General features: G+C 51.1%; 15 protein-coding genes. 5 read left to right on the top strand and 10 right to left on the bottom strand.

Annotated features, from left to right (window positions below; translation table 11 throughout):
* Window positions 1-243 precede the first annotated feature (243 nt).
* From CPH17_RS15885 to CPH17_RS15875, 3 genes are read left to right on the top strand one after another with little or no spacing between them, the layout of a single operon-like run.
* Window positions 244-3,291, top strand: coding sequence for a PEP/pyruvate-binding domain-containing protein (locus CPH17_RS15885; protein ID WP_096300314.1), 3,048 nt, complete (start codon window positions 244-246; stop codon window positions 3,289-3,291).
* Window positions 3,288-3,902, top strand: coding sequence for a gamma-glutamyl-gamma-aminobutyrate hydrolase family protein (locus tag CPH17_RS15880; protein WP_096300311.1), 615 nt, complete (start codon window positions 3,288-3,290; stop codon window positions 3,900-3,902). Before CPH17_RS15885 ends, CPH17_RS15880 begins: the two co-directional genes overlap by 4 nt.
* On the top strand, window positions 3,899-4,651 hold the full coding sequence (locus CPH17_RS15875) for a phosphocholine cytidylyltransferase family protein (RefSeq protein WP_096300309.1): 753 nt from the start codon (window positions 3,899-3,901) through the stop codon (window positions 4,649-4,651). Before CPH17_RS15880 ends, CPH17_RS15875 begins: the two co-directional genes overlap by 4 nt.
* 73 nt (window positions 4,652-4,724) lie before the next feature.
* Here CPH17_RS15875 and CPH17_RS15870 read toward each other — a convergent pair whose 3' ends face one another.
* The 6 genes from CPH17_RS15870 to CPH17_RS15845 form a co-directional block, all read right to left on the bottom strand.
* Window positions 4,725-6,104: a formyltransferase family protein gene (locus tag CPH17_RS15870; protein WP_096300307.1), complete on the bottom strand. Its 1,380-nt coding sequence runs from the start codon at window positions 6,102-6,104 to the stop codon at window positions 4,725-4,727.
* Window positions 6,105-6,140: 36 nt separating this feature from the next.
* The gene (locus CPH17_RS15865) at window positions 6,141-10,175 is read right to left on the bottom strand and encodes a CDP-glycerol glycerophosphotransferase family protein (protein WP_197703495.1); all 4,035 of its coding nucleotides are present in this window, start codon (window positions 10,173-10,175) and stop codon (window positions 6,141-6,143) included.
* A 359-nt stretch (window positions 10,176-10,534) separates the two neighbouring features.
* Window positions 10,535-11,416: a flagellin N-terminal helical domain-containing protein gene (locus tag CPH17_RS15860; protein ID WP_096300301.1), complete on the bottom strand. Its 882-nt coding sequence runs from the start codon at window positions 11,414-11,416 to the stop codon at window positions 10,535-10,537.
* A 134-nt stretch (window positions 11,417-11,550) separates the two neighbouring features.
* Entirely contained in the window at window positions 11,551-12,933 is a 1,383-nt protein-coding gene (gene fliD / locus CPH17_RS15855) for a flagellar filament capping protein FliD (RefSeq protein ID WP_096300299.1), read from the bottom strand.
* 174 nt (window positions 12,934-13,107) lie between these two features.
* Window positions 13,108-14,439, bottom strand: coding sequence for a flagellar filament capping protein FliD (gene fliD / locus CPH17_RS15850; RefSeq protein WP_096300297.1), 1,332 nt, complete (start codon window positions 14,437-14,439; stop codon window positions 13,108-13,110).
* 196 nt (window positions 14,440-14,635) lie between these two features.
* Window positions 14,636-15,958 (bottom strand): UDP-glucose dehydrogenase family protein, encoded by a 1,323-nt coding sequence (locus CPH17_RS15845; RefSeq protein WP_096300295.1) that lies wholly within the window; start codon window positions 15,956-15,958, stop codon window positions 14,636-14,638.
* A 213-nt stretch (window positions 15,959-16,171) separates the two neighbouring features.
* Between CPH17_RS15845 and CPH17_RS15840 the strand changes: the two genes are divergently transcribed.
* A complete protein-coding gene (locus CPH17_RS15840) occupies window positions 16,172-16,477 on the top strand; it encodes a hypothetical protein (RefSeq protein ID WP_096300293.1) in 306 nt (101 codons plus the stop codon).
* A 350-nt stretch (window positions 16,478-16,827) separates the two neighbouring features.
* On the top strand, window positions 16,828-17,862 hold the full coding sequence (locus tag CPH17_RS15835; protein ID WP_096300291.1) for a serine hydrolase domain-containing protein: 1,035 nt from the start codon (window positions 16,828-16,830) through the stop codon (window positions 17,860-17,862).
* A gap of 4 nt (window positions 17,863-17,866) precedes the next feature.
* Here CPH17_RS15835 and CPH17_RS15830 read toward each other — a convergent pair whose 3' ends face one another.
* From CPH17_RS15830 to CPH17_RS15815, 4 genes are read right to left on the bottom strand one after another with little or no spacing between them, the layout of a single operon-like run.
* Window positions 17,867-18,424 (bottom strand): YqhA family protein, encoded by a 558-nt coding sequence (locus CPH17_RS15830; RefSeq protein WP_074395192.1) that lies wholly within the window; start codon window positions 18,422-18,424, stop codon window positions 17,867-17,869.
* A 27-nt stretch (window positions 18,425-18,451) separates the two neighbouring features.
* Window positions 18,452-19,045: an exopolysaccharide biosynthesis protein gene (locus CPH17_RS15825; protein ID WP_096300289.1), complete on the bottom strand. Its 594-nt coding sequence runs from the start codon at window positions 19,043-19,045 to the stop codon at window positions 18,452-18,454.
* Entirely contained in the window at window positions 19,038-19,502 is a 465-nt protein-coding gene (locus CPH17_RS15820; protein WP_096300287.1) for a TerB family tellurite resistance protein, read from the bottom strand. The genes CPH17_RS15825 and CPH17_RS15820 overlap by 8 nt, the downstream gene beginning before the upstream one ends.
* A gap of 36 nt (window positions 19,503-19,538) precedes the next feature.
* Window positions 19,539-20,543: a nucleoid-associated protein gene (locus CPH17_RS15815; RefSeq protein WP_096300285.1), complete on the bottom strand. Its 1,005-nt coding sequence runs from the start codon at window positions 20,541-20,543 to the stop codon at window positions 19,539-19,541.
* Window positions 20,544-20,583 lie beyond the last annotated feature (40 nt).

Genomic DNA, 20,583 nt, shown 5'->3' with positions numbered 1-20,583 from the left:
TAAGCCACAGCACCGAGACTCCATCGCTACCAATGGCATCAAAAACTTGGGCATATTGAGCGTTTCGCTGCAAACAATTTCAGGCAAACTAATGCCTAGTACCATGATTAATAATTAGACGACCTTGTGTAAAAAAATTGATTTCCTGCGGCGCGGTATTTATCGACCACCGCACCGCTGTCGACCAATACGATAAAGCAAGTGAACTGTCTTTCTGATCCAACAAGCATTTTGGGACTATCAATGCCAAAACTCATTATTCTCGGTGCAGGCGCTCCCCACCACGGGAAAAAGCCTGCTGCATTAAGAGAGCCCAGGTCTGGTACGTCCATGCTCCAGTGGATACTTGACGCCTCACGATGTGAGCTAAATGAAGCAACCTTTGTTGCCGGGTATCAGGCAGATGCTGTTCAAGCAAGCTACCCCAAGCTCACGCTAGCCAAGAACCAAAATTGGGAAAATACCGGCAGCGGCGCCTCTCTCTTAGTGGCGAACTTTCCAACAGATCAACCTTTGCTGGTCTGTTATAGCGACATTCTTTTTCGTGAAACCGTGCCCACTGCCCTTACGCAGTGCGATGCCGATATAGCTGTCGCCTGGGATAGCGCATGGGAAAAACGATACTCAGGTCGAGCCGCAGAGCACCTTGATCACCGTGAAAAGGTAGTCGTGAATAACGGTCATATAGTGCGTCTGGGCGGTGATGTACCTGTTGACTGGGCTGATGGTGAATTTATCGGACTCGTGCGCTTTTCATCCAAGGCATTGAAGCAGCTGGCTGAACTGCGAGAGAAAGCCCCAGAAAGCCTAACTCGCCGCCATTTATCTGATTATATTGAGTATTTGCGAGTTTTTGGATGCAGTGTGGCCGCCGTTGATGTTGCCGGTGACTGGGCAGAATTCAACGACCCTCAGGATATTGCGCATTTTATACTAGGGACAAAAGCGGAAACACTTAGCCGCTTACGCGGCATGATGCGACACGCTATCATCCAAGACCAGGTTGCCTGTTCGGTATCAAGCTGGCGCTCAAACCCCAACGCCACTTTGTCAAAAACGCGCAAGCAATTTGGCAATCAGCGAGTTGTCGTTCGTTCCAGCGCACGTAGTGAAGATTCGTTTTACGCCTCCAATGCCGGTGGTTATGAAAGCTTGCTGAATGTTGATACCAATAGCGAACTGGCGGATGCCGTCAATCAGGTTATCAACTCATACGGCGAAGCTGCGTCAGACGACCAAGTGCTTATACAGCCCATGGTCACCGACGTTCGGATAAGCGGTGTTGCCTTTACCAGAACTTTAAAGCATGGCGCACCATGGTATGTGGTCAATTACGAAACCAATGGTGATACAGAAGCGATTACCAGTGGCGTGAGCAGCGATCACCGAACGCTACTGCTGCGTCGCGAAAGCACCGAAAAGGAGTTGCCCGAGCCTGCTTTAGCTGGCCTGATTAAAGCACTCAAGGAAATCGAATCATTACTGAGTTACGATGCGTTAGATATAGAGTTCGCTATCGACACCGATAACACCGTTTATATTCTACAAGTACGCCCGATTGCCGTTGACCGGAGTAATAGCGATTGCGACGACAGCCGCTGTCATGAAGCCATCCAATTAGCACATACCCGCTGGCTAGCGCAATCCAACGCTCTTCCTCACTTACCAGGCAAAGCCGCAGCGCTTTACGGCGTCATGCCCGACTGGAACCCAGCCGAAATTATTGGCACATCACCCGGCGCGCTTGCGAAAAGTTTATATCGCTATTTGATAATGGACGAAACATGGGCAATACAGCGAGCTGAATACGGTTATCGTGATGTCAGGCCAGCCCCTTTGTTAACGGAATTTGCAGGCCACCCCTACGTTGATGTTCGTGCCAGTTTTGCCTCTTTTCTCCCCTCAGAACTGAGCGAAGGCCTTGCCGGTAGGCTATTGAATTTCTATACAGGTTGGCTCAGCAAACACCCCGAGCTACACGATAAAGTCGAGTTCGACGTAGTTCCCACCTGCCTGGCGCCAGGGTTTGAACGCTGGGAAAAACGCCTGAAGCAGCAAGGAGGCTTTAGCCGAGACGATGTTGCGCAATTGCGTAGCGGTTTACGCCGAATCACTGCCAACGCCTTTCAGCGCTGTCCACAGGATCTGGCGCTTATTCACCAACTCTCGCAGCGCTTTGATGCCCTGATGGCGGAAAAGGACTTACCCGCGTTAGAACGCGCCTATGCCTTGCTCGATGATTGTCGGCGCCTGGGTGCATTGCCTTTTGCTCACTTAGCTCGTAGCGGTTTTGTGGCGGTTACTCTGTTACGTGAAGCGCAGGCAACGGGGATGTTGACCAATCACGCCCGCGAAAGCTTTCTTTCGACGCTGCATACTGTGAGCCACGAGCTTACAGCGGATGCCAAAATGACCGCCACGGGAGATATGTCGTGGGAAGACTTCAAGGCCCGGTACGGCCACCTCAGGCCTGGCACTTACGATATTACTTCCCCCCGCTATGACGCCGACCCCGAGCGCTTCTTGAGGCCCCTCGTCGAACACGCCAAAGCGGCAGCCCATGAAAAGGCAGAGCCGCACGCATGGCATGATGAACGCGACGCTTTCTGTCAGGCGTTGGCCGATATCGGCCTGCCAAGCGAACCAGAGCTCGTGGAAAGCTTTCTGCGCCAGGCCATCGAAGGCCGTGAATACGCCAAATTCATCTTTACCCGTAATTTATCCGCGGCATTAGAATCGCTGGCTGACGTTGGTCACGAATATGGCCTAACACGTGAACACGTTTCGCACCTATCCTTGAACGACCTGCTAACCCTTCGCCATAGCGTGCAGTCATTAAGCGCGGTCGCGGACTCCTTGCATCAGCGAGCAGAGGAAGAGTCCCTAGCACAACGTATTGCATCAACCTGCGAGCTCCCTCCCCTGGTGGCGAAAGAAAGCGATTTTGAAGCCTTCATACTGGGCGCAGACCAGCCCAATTTCATTGGCTCCGACAGCATAACCGCGAACTGTATCGACCTGAGCGACCAACCCGCGGATGTCAATGCACATGTCGCCGGGCGGCTGGTGCTGATTCCACAAGCGGACCCAGGCTATGACTGGCTGTTTGGCCAAGGTATTGCCGGCCTTATCACGTTGTACGGCGGCGCCAACTCACATATGGCGATCCGGGCCGCCGAGTTTGGCTTACCCGCTGCTATCGGGGTCGGCGAGCAACGCTTCCGCGAACTGGCACGCGCACGCGTCATCGAGCTGAGTCCCAGCAACAGCATATTGCGAGTGATCCAATGAAGCGGGTAGCGATAAGTCAACGCCAAGATGCCATTGAAGGCCGCAATGAAGTACGCGACAGCCTAGACACCCGCATGGCGGAGTTGCTCTGGCAGCTAGGCTTCTTGCCCATGCCGTTGCCCAATACGATTGCCAACCCAGAGGCATACCTGGATAAACTGGCACCTGATGCAATCGTGCTTTCCGGCGGTAACGACATAGGAAGTGCGACCCACCGTGATGCCCTAGAAAAAGCAGCACTCGACCATGCCATTCACCATAACATCCCTGTACTGGGTATTTGCCGTGGCTTACAAATGTTCAACCACTATCAAGGGGGGCGCTTACGCTCAGTAGCTGACCATATTGGCAATGTTCACTGGGTAACCGGGCCACTCACTCCCAAATCAGGCCGCTGGGTCAATAGCTACCACGGCCAAGGGCTAACAGTTGACGATTTAGGGTATGACCTAAAAGCTCTTGCGTGGGCCAACGATGGCACTATCGAAGCATTATGCCACTACCAACGCCCTTGGTTAGGTATCATGTGGCATCCAGAGCGCGATAGCCCCATCGCCGACGCGGACCGCCACCTGATCAATACATTTTTAACCCAGGGTACATTGCCATGAAGGCCATTATTCTTGCGGCTGGCCAAGGCACACGCCTGCGGCCACTCACCGACCACAAGCCCAAATGCCTTGTCGAACTTGCCGGCAAACCAATGCTGGAGCACCAGCTGACTACCTTACGCGGCGCAGGCATTAACGAGATTCATATCGTGGCAGGCTACTGTGCCGAACAGCTTGACCGGTCCGACATCACTCGCCACCTAAACCTGGATTACGCCAGCACCAACATGGTCACCACGCTTTTCGCGGCGGCATCCATCATGACCGGCGAGAGCGACTTGATTATCAGCTACGGCGATATCGTCTATGAGCCTCGGGTGCTTGCCGCGCTCAATGCCTGCAACTCGCCTATCTGTTTAGCGGTAGATAAAGAGTGGCATCGATACTGGGCAGCACGTATGGACGACCCGCTGAGCGATGCGGAAACCCTCAAGCTGGAAGATGGCAACCACATTATTGAGCTGGGTAAAAAACCTCAGTCCTACGATGACATACAAGGTCAATACACCGGGCTAATTAAAATCCGCGCCGACCATGTGCCCAAACTGCTTACCACATGGCAACAAATGGACAAGGATGCCCTGTACGACGGCAACGACTACCCCAACATGTACATGACCAGTTTCTTACAACACCTGATCAACAGCGGCTGGGAAGCCCGCGCTGCCTTGATCGAGAACGGCTGGGCAGAGGTCGATTGCCAAGAAGATTTAAAGGTAGCGACGCATTTTTGGCATCCTGTTAACTAGCTGGCAATATCTTTTTTTATGGGCAAATCAATTAAAAACCACCTCCAGGCAGCCCCATTGGTGCATCTTGCATCTAAGCACGGGCTTGCTCTCGAACTTTTAAAATCGACATGGTTTTAATAAGAGGATGGACGATATAGTAGGTTTCACCTTCTCCTGTGTTTTGCGCTTGCGTATCAGGTAGCCGGCCATGGGTTGAGTAGTAAGCCAGTACGCGAATAAGGACATCAGAGCGAATGATGCCGTCGTAATAATAGTCAATGTTCATTTGGGCAGGTGGCAAAGGGTACAGCGCTCGATAAACGATCTCTCCTGTATCGATATCTGGGGACAATAGAATAGCAGAGACCCCCGCATTCCCTGTCATCAGGAAGCTGTAATAAGCGGTCGTGCTACCTCGAAATTTCGGCAACTCTCCTGCATGCATATGAAGAAAGGGACCAGCAGCACCTAAAACATCTTCATGAACAATCTCTCCGCCAAAGCCAGAAAAGATCACAAGCTCAGGGTTAAGAGTATGCAGATTTTCAATAACTACTGGATTATTGACACTTCCTGTATCTAACACTTTCACGCAGTGCGTAAGTGCCTGACAAGTATCGTCCAATGGAATACGCAAATCAGGAATGAAGGCACCTCCAAAACTGCCCGCAGTAGGCGGGTTGAGTAGCTGATCAGATTGTCCCCATTGCTTGCGTGTAGAAGAGGTAAGCAATAAAATATTTTCTACATGAAACCCGTAAGCGAGCAATGCTTGGGTATAGGCGCGCGAGCGTATTGTATCCGCCACCAATAAGGTGACATTGCTCAGTGGTTTAGAAGAACGATCGCCGATTTGGGTAGAAGGCATGACGAAGGCTTGCCGAGAGTTAACCTCCAACCTGCTTCGCAAGCGAAGTACAAATTCTTGTTCTTTCGTCGCAACTCGAGCCACTCTTTGCTTTTGTTCAGCCGTTAAATTTTCTGTCACCGAATACAGAGTATCCAGGCATTTAATAAGAGCATTAAGCGCCGGGACTTTGTTCTTTTCACTGTAGGCAAGGACCAGTATTTCCGCAAAACGAACGTAAAGAGAAAGATTTCTAAATGTACCTAGTGGCTTGGTGCGTTTCCCGCTAAGGGCATAACGCACGTGCAAGCGCTTGGATACTTCAAAGCGCTTTATAATCCAATTGAGCCAATGTTGAAAATTATACGTTTGAGGCTCATCGCTTTCTGTTAGCTGATAGAACAGCGCTTCCAGAAGATGTGCTGTATGGACGTCACTCCCGCTGGGGTACGATGAATCAACAGGCATAGGAACCTCTTCGAGAGGTATAGTATCTTTTAAAAGCGCTTTGCGTGCCTCTATCCAGGCTTCCAAAAAACGCTCTCCATGATAAGGAGAGTAAGCATAATCGTGACGGTTTTTTAAATTATCGCCATTGCTGTAAGGATACAACATTTCCCTCATTAAACACTCCTCATAATGAACGCAAAAGACAATATCTTATAATACTTTGTTTATCCAAACATCCTGAACAAGATCCCACACTCTCTTAGAAGAACTACTATCTTTATGCATATGGGATTCATTCAGTGCAAAAGCTCTCGCATTTTTATAGTAACTACTATCATTTATGCTTTCTAGAATTCCTTTCTCTAGCTTCATTTGGTCATTACAAGTTGGGCCGCATTTGAAGCTTTCAAAGAAAGATACGATTCCGCGGCTTTCCGCATATTCTTTTTCGTCTGGTGTAATGAAAATAACAGGCCTATCTAACAATATATAATCAATAAATATTGAAGAATAGTCTGTCATCAACAAGTCAAAAGCATTCATGACCTCATAAAGATCAATCATACACTCATTCAAACGGCTACTTAAAAGCAAGCTAATGTTTTTATGCGGCTTTATTTTTTTTATAGCAATCGGCTCTTCAGCAGGATGCAGCTTAACTACAAAATGGATATTATTTTCTTCTAAAAAAAGATTAAAACTATCTTGGTTAAAGAAATCAAAACCAAAAACATTATCCCATTTTTTGCTCCCATCAATACGATTAGGCCAAAGCACACTTTCTCTAAACGTAGGAGCATAAAGAACAATATTTTTATTTTTAAATTCATGGCCTAACACTTTTCCAAGGTTCTTTCTGCCATTGCTATGTAGCAGAAAATCATTCCTAGGATAGCCAGTTATGCATAATTTATTGTCACCGAGATCGAAAGACTCTTTTTTAGTCAATAAGTCAAGTTTGGATATAGCGCACATATAGTCCACATTTCCCCATTGGCGCTTAACTTGTTCTTTATCAATAACGCCTTCAGTCATTAGGCCTAGGTTCTTCATAGGAAAACCATGCCAAAGATCAATAAAAGTTTTTCCACTCAACCTATCTTTTTTGCTAACTATAGGACCATGAGTTGTAAGTAAAAAATCACTTTTCAAAATAACACTTTCATTTATTTCATTCTGATGGTAAATATTCACATTTTTAGCATTGTATGGAAAAAAATCTTTTGCTCTTTTATACAAAGCTACAGCGTTAGAGCCTGAAAAATCTCTATACACTAAGCTTACAACAGGATGCCTGCGTGCTTTATTTTTTCTTAACCCTACCCCCCCCCAAGGCTTCCCGTAAATGTCAACAATCTTTTTTATATTCCTATCGTTACCACCACGATGTATATTTTCCTGCCAAAGTGACTCATTATTTTTAGCAGGCCATTCAACAATATTAAACTTATAACTAGAGCATTTAAACTTACCCCCATTAAGCGATACCATCCAATATAGCCAAACATCATCTGCAGTCGAGCAAATCTCCATAAACCGTTTTTGATTAGTAATATCTTGATGAAAAATGCGTGGGGGATATAACACACCTGCCCCACTAGTTGGAAAAATCAAACCATCTGAAAGCTCATCAGGCCCAACTTCCCATTTCCATTGGCGATATGGTTTTGGATTACCTTTATTATCAAGGCGAATTTTATGGGCACGGTGTGCAACAACTGTTTTATAACTACCATTCCAGCTATTCAACAACCCTTTAAGCCAGCTGGGCTCATAGTAGAGATCGTCATCAGCAGTAACAATAAAACTGCCAGGGTACTCGCGTAGCGTAGGGATTATTTTTTTGTAAGAGTGAATATTTTCACAGAAGCGAATACTTAAACCATACTCCTCTAACTGCCATACAGCTAGAGGAATCTCAGATTTTTCTTCTTCGGCAATCCATAAAATCAGAGCATCCGGTTTTATTTCCTGCAACAACAAGCTACGCAGAGTTAGATGAAGATTTTCAAAACGTGGTGTATAAGAGGTCAGAGATACGACTAAGTGGCCTGGTAGAGAATGGTTTGCTTTAACTCGTGAAAGTGGCGATTTAGATACCAATTCTTTTAAATCTTCAACGGTTGATACAGGCGAAAACCCCTTCTCTGGCAGCTTAGGCAAAATCGACTGCCCTTCCAGAAACTCCAGCGCTTTCTCCTGACTAACATCTGCTATTAGGTCAAAAGCGACATCATGCGCTGCAAAGATGGCACTCAGTATAAATGCCAGCTTGGTCTTGCTTTCATCGCTTATAATCGCCATGCGCTCGTGGGAGGGAAGGAACAGCACATCAGCGCTTTCCTGCTCTGTGGCGCAAGGAACACGGGCGCTCAGCTCATCCGGCAAATGACTGTGGTGCTGAATGTTATGGAAACGATAGAATCGAAAGCCATTGCGACTGGCCCAATGCTGCAGCTCCGCAAAGCTGGGTTGGTGCTCATGGGTAAGCTGAAAGGCGACACGTACCTGAATCAGCAGCGTATCTGTGAGTGATTTTTTTCCATGCTCCAGCACCGCTATGGCATCGCTCAGTTCATCGAGAATCAACCAGTCGAGGCTCCCCAATCCTTCAATACTATCCAAGGCCACGGTATTAATAGGCAGTTCCGCCAGTGGCTTGGCGGCCAATTGATGGCGTTTGGGAAGTTTGTCAGCCGGTAACGGTGCGAGAACACTGGTCATTTCCGGGGCGACGCAGGCGTGAAGCGTTGCCGCTTGCCCATCGCCTAGCAAGGCGTGCTGAAACAGTTGTATGTATTCGCTGCCCTCGTACTGTTTGGTATCCTTTATTTCGCTCGCGGGGTCGAAGGCAACAATGCCGAATGCGTGGGTTGCCGCCATCTGGTCGGCTAGGCCACTTTTGATCAGGCTGGCGCGGTTGTCGAGCACCATGACTTTGCCCTTGACTTGCCAAGTAAAATCATCAGTAAGCGACAGACGATTGGCCTTGGGCTCGCCGTTCTGTGTGGTCCCAGCATTGGCACTAACCAACTGCTGAAGAGACTTATCGACTTTAAACTCTGGCTTGGTCGCGCGGCTTGCTAGGCGTTGGCGGTGGCGTTTTTTTTGACTGATTGAAAAATCTTTGTTACCGGCGCGTTGCCGCACCAACGGTGTTAGTGCGGTGAGCAACCGATCAGTCGCACGATCAAGGTGGTGCTTGTCTTCGCCTACCTGCCAGGCACGAGCCACATAATCCCGATAGAGAGCTTCGTCATCATAAAAGTTGATGACGGAATCAAAGAGTGGCTGAAGCTCCTCGTCGCTAAGCAGGTGTTGATAAGGTTCTTCGTAGCAGGCGTCGGGGAAGTCAAAGGTCATACCGGCGTCGCCAATCATTTCCGGCATGCCACCACGGTTGGTAATCAGTGCCGGAATACCGTTGAGCATGGCCTCTGCTAGCACTCGCCCGGAGCTTTCCCACCATAAGCTAGGGGCCACCAGCACACGGGCACGGCTGTATGGGCCGCGCATATCACTGGTATTGGCCGTCACGGTCACATTGTTTAACGCGCTTCGCTGGCTACCCATACGTCGAGTGGTGTCCCGCAGTACTGCTGGCCAATCAGCCCGGGCTTCGACCACTTCTAGTTCAATATCAGGTCTTTCCCGCTCAAATTTTTCCGCCAGTTGGACAAATACGCTGGCACCTTTTTGCCAACTGGGGTTAACAAACAAGAGACGCTTGCGTTCATGGTGATCCGCGATAAAATTAGCCGGGTCAATGAACTTGCCTACAGGCTTCGCGGTATAGCCCACCGTTTTACGATACATGGACGCCGTGGCCTGACTGTCGGTGAGAATCAAATCCACATCGCGGCACCAGCGCGAGGCTTTATAGTTTCCATTTGCTAGATAGGAAGCGACAGGAATACCACGATTGCGCGCCTCATCGGCAATCAATAAATCTAGAGTCTGACCACCGTAAAACCAAACTATATCTGGCTTAAAGGAATCTAACAGGTAAAGGTACTGCCCATACCAAAGCCCTTCTTCATGTGTCGTAAAATGATTACGATTGTGGCTATAACTCACCACCAACTGATGCGTTAACGTTCCATCTTCTGCTTCAATCAATTGATGGAGGTAATCGTTTAGATTTGAAAACTGCTCTTTGAGTCGCCCCATACCTTTGGCATTATCGAATACCGTCGCCCCTAGCACCTGAACCTCATAGCCATGAGCCACGAGCTGTAGCAACATTTGCCGCACGGTCATGCTGGCACCGCTAGAGGTATCCAATAAGCAGAAAGGATTTGCCCAGAGTATGCGGGGCTTGCGTTTTTGAGTAGCGGAGGTAGATGAGGTTTTAACCATGAAGCGGCTCACAAAAAATGGACGGCAATATACCTAGCATACTGCGTTAGTGCGATAAGCAAAGGCACGAATGCGCTAGTATTTGAGTAGGTGTTCTCACAATTGGAATCAATCAGAGACTGGTGTGAGCTTGAATGTATGGTTATGCCTTTTTTTGGCAACAAACTCAACGACAAGCTTAACCACAAAAAACGGGGCCTTGGGCCCCGTCGTTACTCTCGTTCGAAACTTTTTCGGCTAAGTTATTAGCCCAGCAGAGACAGCACAGACTGAGGCGTCTGGTTGGCCTGCGCCAGCATAGAGGTACCGGCCTGCTGGAGAATGTTTGAGCGCGTCATGTTAGACACCTCCTCTGCGTAATCGGCATCTTCGATGCGCGAACGAGCTTCAGATAGGTTGGTGGACGTCGTTGCTAGATTATCAATTACTGAATCAAAGCGGTTGAGAGTAGCACCCAACTCCGCACGGTTGGTGTCCAGGGTTTCCGTAGCAGCATCGACGGAATCAATTATATTCTGGAAATCATCGTGCGTAACTGCACCAGAATCTCCAGACCCTGAGATTATAGAAGTATCGCCATCGGCAATAAGGGCGCCACTAGAGCCCGATTGCAGACCAAGATCGCCGCCGGTAGTAGCATCGACTGTGTTTACCGAAATAACATCTTCATCAGCAGTGTTAGAACCAACCTGAATGCTAAGGCTACCACTACTATTCAGCAAATCAGTGCCGTTAAAGTTGTTGCTTTCAGCAACACGGTCAATCTCGGCCAGGCGCTCATTGATTTCAGTCTCAATGGCTGCGCGGTCTTCTGCGGTATTGGTATCGTTGGCACCTTGCACCGCCAGCTCACGAATACGCCCCATATTATCGTTGATTTGATCAAGACCGCCTTCCATGGTCTGCACCATTGAGATGCCATCGCTAGCATTACGGCTAGCCTGGTCCATGCCTTTGATCTGCGCGCTCATTTTGTTGGCGATAGCTTGACCAGCGGCGTCGTCAGAGGCGCTGTTGATGCGCAGGCCAGAAGACAGGCGCTCTTGAGATTTGGCCAGCATAGACTGCGAGTTGGACAAGTTATTCTGGCCGATCAGGGCAGTAATATTAGTGTTGATTACAGACATGTGAATGCTCCTCGAAATTTAACTGGCCTTATGGCCTGCTTAGCGGCGCTTGCATCGCCGTTATTATAATTAACGGCAGTTCAGCCAGTTTCTTTAGAAAAAATAATTTTTTTATGTAAATTAATGTAACTCGCTTAGTTGCTATTCTGCATACCACTCATCATGCTGAACTGCTGAGATAAATAGCTGCTCATGGAGTTCATTTGGGCGATCATGCCATCCAACTGCCCAAACTGCTTGCGGTAGCGCTCTACGCTTCGCTCGATACTGTTTTCCATACGCAGTTTGCGTTCATCCAGGCTTTCAATTCGGAGCTCAGCACTACTCAACGAGCTTTGAATAATGCCCTCATCCGCCGTGATGGTTTCAAGCGTTGAATTTAATCGCCCTGCAAAGCCACCTTCCTCCGTATCACCCGCAAAAAAGGCGGCTAGCCCCTCAGGGTTACTGGCTACAGCGTCATCTAGCTTGGTTTCATCAACACTTAACCGCCCACGCTCATCAATGGCAATGCCCAGTTGAGAAAGGCGTGATATATCGCTGGTACCAAAATTCTCAGTGATATCCCGGCGTAGGCGCTCTTCAATCGTACGAACGGTGCGGTCGCCCACTAGCTCGCCCGAAGTTTCGCCTTCACCGTTGTAGGCGGTCATTCGGCCAACCGTGGACTTCATTTCATTGTAGTTACTGACAAACTCATCAATGGCTTCTCTCAGCGCTTCTTCATCACGCTCAATCATCAGCGATACGGGGTTATCAGAGACAGCTGTGAGGTCAAGTGTTACCCCTTGAATAGCTTCTTCAACCTGATTGGTTTTACTGGTGATCGCAATACCATTTACATCCAACTCAGCATCTTGCCCCGCACGAAGCGTGGCATCATCCATATTGAGTTGATCCAACCCCTCAAAGCCAATGATAGAGGCTTCTTCCCCAGTATCTTTTGTGCTGAGCGCCAAGCGATAGCCCGACCCATCGTTAACGATGGAGGCGGTGACACCAGCTTCTGCATCTTGGTTAATTTGGTCTCTCACATCTTCGAGCGTGCTGCCTGCGGCAACCTCAAGGGTACGAGTGCTTAGTGGCTCGGCATTTACGTCTAACTCGCCGCCGGTATACGTTGCCCCGAAGTTCAGGGTCAAGGTGGTATCAGCGGTTGCCACCACGGTACCTTGCGCCACGCTACCTGAAGCAACGCTGCCTGCACTGGCAAGCTGGGTTACGTTAATATTATAGCGGCCTGCATTAGCGGTTTCGCTTGCGGTCGCTATCACGCCGTCTCCATTGACAGTGGCTTTTTGCTGCTTAAAAGAAGCAATATCGTTCAGCGTGGCGACAGCGTCTTGCACTCGGCCCATTGCGGACTGAAGGCGTCCATAGGCAGAAATCTTGCTTTGCTCATTGTTTTGGCGCTCGATTATCGGTGTAAGCTTTTGTCGCTCCGCCGACTGGAGCTGATCCAACAAGCCGTTGAGATCAAGGCCAGAACCAACGCCGAGTGAGGTAATGGTTGCCATGTTGGACAGCTCCTAGTGAATTTATGTTGAGGTAGATGGCTTAATTAATCGGCACCAACCGCGATAACTTTAGGAAAATCTTCCAAAACGAACAAAAAAAAGCCCGACATTACATGCCGGACTTTTTTACTGCGGATATTTAACTATTTATCAGCCTGATAGCTGCACCCATTATTACCCAAGCTGTTCAGTCAGGTAAGCGCTTGTCTGGTTCATGTCGCCTACCATGCTATCCAGGGCAGAGAATTCCTCACGGTAACGCTCAACCGTTGTATTGATACGCTCCTCGGTGGTTGAAAAACGCTCACCCAGCCGCTCTAGCTGGTTTTCAGAAGACGTGATAGCGCCTTCCAGCCGACCATTAGTGCCAATTTGCTGTTCAATCGCGGTGCTTACCTGGCCTGCCAAGCCGCTGTTTTCGCTATCACCGGCAAAAAAGCTGGCAAGTTCATTGGGCTGATTGGCAATCGCGCTGTCTAGTTCGTCCTCATTGATAGCAAGCGTTCCATCGAGCTCTAGCGAAATACCCGCATCAGACAGAACATTGAAACCATCACCGTCCACCACGCTGCTGAGTGCTGTACGCAGGGAGGACTCAACGGCACGGGTAGCATTATCGCCACTTAAATCAGCCGCTTCACCAGATTCAGAATCAAAGGCGGTTAGCTCGCCAATAGTGCCTTTGAGAGCATTATAATCGTCAACAAAAGCAGTAACTTGCTCACGAATCGAATCGCTATCCTGCTCAACCGTTACGGTGCTTGAAGAACCTGCTTCGGTTAGGTTCAGGGTAACTCCCTGAATTGCATCTTCTACTTGATTAGTAGGGCTCGTGATATCAATACCGTTAACGTTAAAGGCAGCATCTTCGCCTGCCTGCACAACCTGTGCATCGCTTGTTTGCGCATCGGCTGAGAGGATATCGGAAAAGTTGGTGCTTTCAATACTGGAAGCTGCACCGGTTTCGGTTGAATTCACAGCCAAGCGGTAGCCATCACCGTCGTTAACGATGGAGGCATTCAGACGGCCATCACTTTGGGTGTTTACAGCGTCGCGCATGTCTTCCAGTGAGCTACCATCTGCAATATTGATAGGGTCGATATCACCTTCGGCCAAGTTAAACGAAAGCGACTGATCACCATCGATAACCGCTTCGTCGGAAGTATCTAAACGCTCAGTAACCAAGCTGCCTGCAGAGGCAAGTTGATCGACCTGAACATTATATTGACCCGGCTGGGCATCTTCGCTACTGACCGCGCTAACACCACTGCCTTCAACATCTGTCGAGAGACTTTCAAAAGTGGCAGGGTCATTCAGCTTTTCAGCTGCACTTTGAAATTGCGAAAGGTCGCTTTTCAATTGTCCATAGGCAGAAATTTGCGCTTCTTCCGTCTCAGCTTGCTGCTGGATCGGTTCAAGCTTTGCCTGCTCTGATTCTTGTAGCTGGCCGAGTAGTCCGTTCAGGTCTAAGCCCGAACCAACACCGAGTGAAGAAATAGAAGACATAACAACATGCGCCTTGTCTGATGCATTTTACTGCGCTAACCATCCCAGTACTTCTATTACGCCTTGAAGCCTCGCGCAGCACTTACTTCTCGTATTACCTAAACCCGTCGGCTTATTTATAAGTAACTTTAACTACCATAGCCTTTTTTTCGTAACGATGTGTTTCCTCACCGTGAATGTTTGCTATTAGCAGAAGTTAACTACGCCGCCCTACCCCAACATACATCAGCCCCGCCGCCTCCGCAGCGCTGGGGGTAAACAGGTTGCGCCCGTCCACCACCAGTCTGTCACTCAACTGGTTAGCCAGCCATTCAAGGTCGACGCTGCGAAACGCTTTCCATTCGGTGCAGATCACCAGAGCGTCAGCGCCTTTCACTGCCTGAATGCGGTCGCCGGCGAGCAGTAAGTCGTCGCGCTCGCCATAAATCCGGCGGCATTCAGCCATGGCTTCGGGGTCGAAGGCTTGCACCTTGGCGCCCGCCTGCCATAGCGCCTCCATCAACGTGCGGCTGGGCGCTTCGCGCATGTCATCAGTGTTGGGCTTAAAAGCCAGCCCCCATACCGCGATGGTTTTGCCGCTTAGGTTACCCAATGCAGTTTGCAGTTTGGTGAACAGCGTTTGCTTTTGCTGCAAATTGACCGTTTCTACGGCGCTAAGTAGCGCAGGGGTATAGCCTAGCTGGCGTGCGGTGCGCTCTAGTGCCTGTACATCCTTGGGAAAGCACGAGCCGCCATAGCCGCAGCCTGGGTAAATGAAGTGGTAACCAATGCGTGGATCGCTACCAATTCCCCGGCGTACGTCTTCAATATCTACATCGAGGCGTTCGGCCAGATTGGCCATCTCGTTCATAAAGCTGATCTTGGTGGCCAGCATGGCGTTGGCAGCGTATTTGGTGAGCTCGGCGGCGCGCACGCTCATGAACATCAGCTTGTCGTGGTTGCGGTTATAGGGCGCATAGCACTCGTGCATGCGGGCTTTCACACGCTCGCTCTCGGTGCCCACAATAATCCGCGCGCCGCGGGTAAAGTCCTCGATCGCCGCGCCTTCTTTCATAAACTCGGGGTTAGAGCACACATCAAAGGGCACATCGACACCGCGGGCGGCGAGGGTGTTGCTGATTGCCGCTTGCACCTTTTCAGCGGTGCCCACCGGCACGGTTGATTTATCAATCACCAGCTTGTAATCGTTCATGTGCTGGCCAATGGTACGCGCGACATCCAACACATAACGTAGGTCGGCGCTGCCGTCTTCATCCGGCGGAGTGCCAACGGCGATAAACAACAGTTCGCCTTCCAGAACGGCTTGTTCTGCGTTGGTGGTAAAGCGTAGCCGCCCCGCCTCAATGTTATGCGCGACGAGGGTGCTCAGCCCTGGCTCAAAGATGGGCACCTCACCGGCATTAAGCTGGGCGATTCGCTCGGCATTGACGTCCATACAGGTCACTTGATGCCCTACATCGGCCAGGCAGGCGCCTGCCACCAATCCTACGTAACCGCTTCCAAAAACACTGATATGCATGCCGTGTTAACTCACTCATCTATACGGGATGACGAAGATAAAGACGAGCTTATCACGTCATCCACGTTTTGATGACGGGGCGGCCAGTGAAAAACGTAGGCTAGACGTTGGTCTAATATCGACTTTGGTTTATAATGCACTGCAACACATCGTCATTGGCAATCAGGCTTTAGATGCCAGTGCCCTGCCGAGCTAACGTATTAGGAGAAGGGAATGCACAGCGACATATCCACCGCCAGTCACGTTCAGCGCAGCTTACGCCAGTGTTTGGCCGTGGTGGCCGAATTACTTTATGACAATGGCCATGTGTTGGAGACGATTACGCTGGCCCAGCGCGGCCTCAATCGGAAGGAACTGCAGTCGCTAAGCCAAAACGCTCCCGGATGGGCCACCTGCCAGCAGGTATTGGAAACCAGCCAAGCGGCCACTCGCAATGAGCAAGGCCGCTTCGTATTAACGCCCATGGGGCGCGAGCTGATGTTTGATATGTTTGGGGAAGGCGCAGCGGACTGCGCCTAGTCGTTGTACCAAAACTGCTTGCGATGACCCATACGGTTTGAAAAATCCTGATTAACGGGATGAGCGCGATGTTAGTCAGTGTTTTTTAGCGTAGGCCGAGAATTGAAAGAATAAACAGCACGACCACTACCAGTCCTACGATGTAAATAATACTATTCATTGCGTCGCTCCTTGCGTGTTGCGCGGTTGGAATACGTATTGCGATTATCGCTTACCCCCTAAAGCCTAGCAGGCCTTTTCAAACTTTGCGTATTCAAGACGTTACTTGATTTACACGATTTACCATGACGGGGCTGGAACCCTGGGATGATGGTAGGCTCAAAGGGATTCCCATTCGCTGAGGGTTTGTCATGCGCTCGCTGTTATCCGCTGCCTGCATCAGTTTTTTAGCTGCTACGCCATTTTTCTCCCCAGTGCTTGCCCAAGAAGCCTCATCCACTGCCCCCAGCGCCGCCGCGCTACAAACCCTGAGCGAGGACGCCCGCGGCTATTCGCGTTTGCACAACATTGTGGTCGCTCATCAGGGTGAGGTGATCCACGAGCACCACCAGGGCGGGCCTGGCGTTGATGCCCTGGCAAACATCAAATCGTTATCCAAAACCGTGTTGGCGGCGTTGGTCGGTGCTGCGATTGAGGCGAATATTATCGAGTCGACCGGTCAGTCGCTGGTGTCGTTGCTTGGCGATCGCGTGCCCGAGTCAGCGGACCCGGAAGTCGCCGATATTACTGTGAGCCATCTGCTGTCGCTGCAGGCGGGGCTTGAGCGCACCTCCGGTGAGAATTACGCTTCCTGGGTGGCCAGCCCCAATTGGGTGGAGGATGCCCTGACGCGGCCGTTTGTCGACCGCCCCGGCGGGCGCATGTTGTATTCCACTGGCTCTAGCCATCTGCTTTCCGCCGCGCTGACGTATACCAGCGGCGAGTCTACCCACGCCCTGGCCCAGCGCCTGTTGGCCGAGCCACTTAACATTGCCATTCCTGGTTGGTTGCGCGACCCGCAGGGGGTTTATTTCGGTGGCAACGACATGCAGCTTTCGCCGCGGGCGCTGGTGGAAATCGGCGAGCTATATCGCAACGATGGCATGGTTTTTGATAACAACGGAGACGGCCAGCGCGTGCTGCCGGAAGGCTGGGTAGCGCAATCGTGGACGCCACGGGGCACCTCGCGCTGGACCGGCGACGGCTATGGCTACGGCTGGTTTATTACCCAGTTGGGTGGCGAAGAGGCCTACTACGGGCGCGGGTTCGGCGGCCAGGCGTTGTACGTAATCCCAGAGCGGGAGTTAACCATCGTGATTACGGCGGACCCAAGCCCGCCCTCGCCCGGCGGGCAGTTTCAGGAACGCTTGCATGACCTAGTAGAGGACCTGTTGACTGACGGCTAGCCCGCTATTCTTTTTTGTGCCCCAGGCTCATCAGATAGAGCGCGGCGGCCAGCGCCAGTATTGAAAGCGCCAGGTAAATTGCCTCTAACGGGGTAGCGAAGCGGATATCCACCACCGCGCGGAAGAATTCGATAATCACCGCCAGAATCACCACCCGAGCGATTTTATCCTTTAGCTGGTCAAGCGAGGCAACATTAAAAGGGTGATTGGGATTTCGGGCTTCCGCCTGGTCAATGCGCGACACAAACAGTCGGTAGATGCCTAGCCCAAATATCATCAGTACGATGGCAATCAAATAGATATCCACAGCAATGATGATATCGGGCACCAGGCTTTCGTGGATATCCACGCTACTGTCGACAAAATAGTAATGCAGCGTGCGTATCACGACCTTAAAGATATCAGCGGTGCCCACCACAAACAGCATCACCGCGCCCAACAGGCTCGGCACCACAGCCAGCATGACCAAAAACCGCGAGTTCCATAGGGCGGTTTCCACTCGGCGCTCCCAAGAGCTCTGTTCTTCCGGCAGCTTTGGGGGTGTCGGCGGCGTATCGGTCATAATGAGGCTCCTATGAATAATGCCGGATTAAAGTACGTTAACCAAAACGAGCGCGGCGGTTGCGCCTATGAGGGCAAATCCTAATAGCAGTACTAAGCCGTCCCGCGCTACCAACCCCAGGCCTAACAGCGCCAGCGCCAAGCCCGCGCCATTGGCTGAGAAGGGAATAAACTCCATCGGCGGCATGGCCAGAGCAATCAACAGGCACACAACCGCCGTCACCCGGATGCCAATATAGCCGGTTAGCCACGGCAGACGTACCCTTAACAGCCCGTCAATCCAACGGGCGGGCTTTTTCATCAACTTGATGCCTTTATCGAACTTCTGGCGTGAAAGGGAGCGTTTGAGCATCCAGCCGGGCAACCAGAAGGACTCCCGCCCGGCTAATAGCTGCACCGATACTAGCAGCACCAGCGCAGCCATAAGCGTCGGCATACCGGGTATATCGCCGATGATCGGGGTAAGCGTAATTAATCCAGCGACCAGCAACAGCGGCCCAAACGAACGCCGCCCTATTGCCTGAACCACATCGTCAACGCTGACTCGCTGAGCTTCCTGCTCCATACGCTCCATTGACGCAATCAGATCCATTAATGTTGAGCCTTCGTTGCGATCATCCATCTTGGTTTACACGCTCCTCGGTTAATAGTTTGGTGCGAATAAAGTCGCTGTGGCTGACATGTAATAAATCAGCCAAGCGACGAATACGGTGTTCTTCCAACGCATCCACGCTGCCGTCGGCCCAGGCTAACTGCCACATCAGCGCCACCAATTCGCAGCGCTGATCGTAGCCGTAGTGCTCTTTAATCAGGCTGACGAACTGGTAGTGATCGACCGCGTCTTCCACTTCGTCCCGCGCCAACGCCATCAGCTCGTCAACATCGGTTTCGCTCAGTTGGTAGCGCTCAAGCAGCATACTGCGCAGGACGTCAAGCTCGGCGTCGCTGGTATCGTGGTCAGCGCGGGCGATTTCAAACAGCAACGCCGCCGAAGCCAACTCCAGCGTGAGGGTTTGATTGTCGCGCTGCTCAGGTTGCGAAAGCGTGCGCTGAAAAAACTGTTGGATAGTATCCAGCATGGGGGTCTCCTCGGGCGGCAAGCCGTTGTCGCGGCCTTACTCCTGCTTGGTTAGCTGCTCTTTGAGCTGTTTGGGTACCTGCTTGATAATCAGTCGATCCTGGGCGGCATCGTATTCAATGCTTGAGCCAAGCAGGTGTGAATCAAAACTGATCGACACACCGCCCGCACGCCCGGTGAAGCGCCTAAATTGATTCAAGGTGCGCTTATCCGGTGGAATCTCCGGCGACAGGCCGTAATCAGCATTACGAATGTGCTCGTAAAAGGCCTTTGGCTGCTTTTCATCGACCAGCGCTGAGAGTTCGTCGAGCGTCATGGGTTCCCCTCGACTTAGCTGGTCGTTGGCGTAACCTACCAGGGTGTCGGTTTTTTCACGGCTGGCCTCGTCGTCGAAGTCTTCTTTTTCGACGTAGTCACTGAAGGCTTTAAGCAGCGTGCGGGTTTCGGTGGGCGCGTCAATGCCTTCTTCCATACCCAGCAGCGCCATCATCCCCTCGCCTAGCTTCTTACCGCCGCGGTCTTTCAAAAACGACACGTACTGAGCATCCGGCGAATCGCTTTGCCATTGGCTGAGGTTAATCCGCGCCGCCAGCGTCAGTTGGCGGGTATTGAGCTGGGCGGCGGGTACTGCCTGGTGCGCATCGTTAATGCCAATGCCCTCGCGCTGGTGAACAAGCCCCATAAACAGGGTTTCGGTATCGCCCTGGCGCTGATGACTGATCACCAAGTAACCACTCACTGACAGCTGCTCTTGAAGCTGGCTTGCAAGCCTTTCGGCAAGCGCGGTGGCCAACTCGTCAAAGCGCTTCTCGCCAGCTAAATAGTCGCGCAACCATACCGACAGCGGCCCGGCTTGCTCGCCCTCTTCGGCGAAGCGTCCCCAACCTTTGGGCTTGGTGTTGTAGGTGTCGTTGAGCGCGCTGACCAGGCTTTCCATCACGGGCTCGACGTTATCGGCCTCGGCAGGAGCCGCGGTCAGCGTTAGGCGCTCGCCATCAAGCGTCGGGTCCAGGCGGTGGACGATACTGTGCAGTAGCGGCATAAAGGTTTACTAGCTTCCTGAGTTGACGTTTTAAGACGCG

The sequence above is a fragment of the Halomonas sp. hl-4 genome (genome assembly GCF_900215475.1).
GTDB lineage: Bacteria > Pseudomonadota > Gammaproteobacteria > Pseudomonadales > Halomonadaceae > Vreelandella.
Note: the sequence above shows the minus strand (reverse complement) of the source record. Positions and strands in the feature narration are given on the sequence as shown.

Bases quoted from the DNA above. Each gene is read 5' to 3' on its own strand.
- CPH17_RS15885 (WP_096300314.1), top strand. From the start codon at position 244: ATGCCAAAACTCATTATTCTCGGTGCAGGCGCTCCCCACCACGGGAAA.
- CPH17_RS15880 (WP_096300311.1), top strand. From the start codon at position 3,288: ATGAAGCGGGTAGCGATAAGTCAACGCCAAGATGCCATTGAAGGCCGC.
- CPH17_RS15875 (WP_096300309.1), top strand. From the start codon at position 3,899: ATGAAGGCCATTATTCTTGCGGCTGGCCAAGGCACACGCCTGCGGCCA.
- CPH17_RS15870 (WP_096300307.1), bottom strand. From the start codon at position 6,104: ATGAGGGAAATGTTGTATCCTTACAGCAATGGCGATAATTTAAAAAAC.
- CPH17_RS15865 (WP_197703495.1), bottom strand. From the start codon at position 10,175: ATGTTGCTACAGCTCGTGGCTCATGGCTATGAGGTTCAGGTGCTAGGG.
- CPH17_RS15860 (WP_096300301.1), bottom strand. From the start codon at position 11,416: ATGTCTGTAATCAACACTAATATTACTGCCCTGATCGGCCAGAATAAC.
- fliD (WP_096300299.1), bottom strand. From the start codon at position 12,933: ATGGCAACCATTACCTCACTCGGCGTTGGTTCTGGCCTTGATCTCAAC.
- fliD (WP_096300297.1), bottom strand. From the start codon at position 14,439: ATGTCTTCTATTTCTTCACTCGGTGTTGGTTCGGGCTTAGACCTGAAC.
- CPH17_RS15845 (WP_096300295.1), bottom strand. From the start codon at position 15,958: ATGCATATCAGTGTTTTTGGAAGCGGTTACGTAGGATTGGTGGCAGGC.
- CPH17_RS15840 (WP_096300293.1), top strand. From the start codon at position 16,172: ATGCACAGCGACATATCCACCGCCAGTCACGTTCAGCGCAGCTTACGC.
- CPH17_RS15835 (WP_096300291.1), top strand. From the start codon at position 16,828: ATGCGCTCGCTGTTATCCGCTGCCTGCATCAGTTTTTTAGCTGCTACG.
- CPH17_RS15830 (WP_074395192.1), bottom strand. From the start codon at position 18,424: ATGACCGATACGCCGCCGACACCCCCAAAGCTGCCGGAAGAACAGAGC.
- CPH17_RS15825 (WP_096300289.1), bottom strand. From the start codon at position 19,045: ATGGATGATCGCAACGAAGGCTCAACATTAATGGATCTGATTGCGTCA.
- CPH17_RS15820 (WP_096300287.1), bottom strand. From the start codon at position 19,502: ATGCTGGATACTATCCAACAGTTTTTTCAGCGCACGCTTTCGCAACCT.
- CPH17_RS15815 (WP_096300285.1), bottom strand. From the start codon at position 20,543: ATGCCGCTACTGCACAGTATCGTCCACCGCCTGGACCCGACGCTTGAT.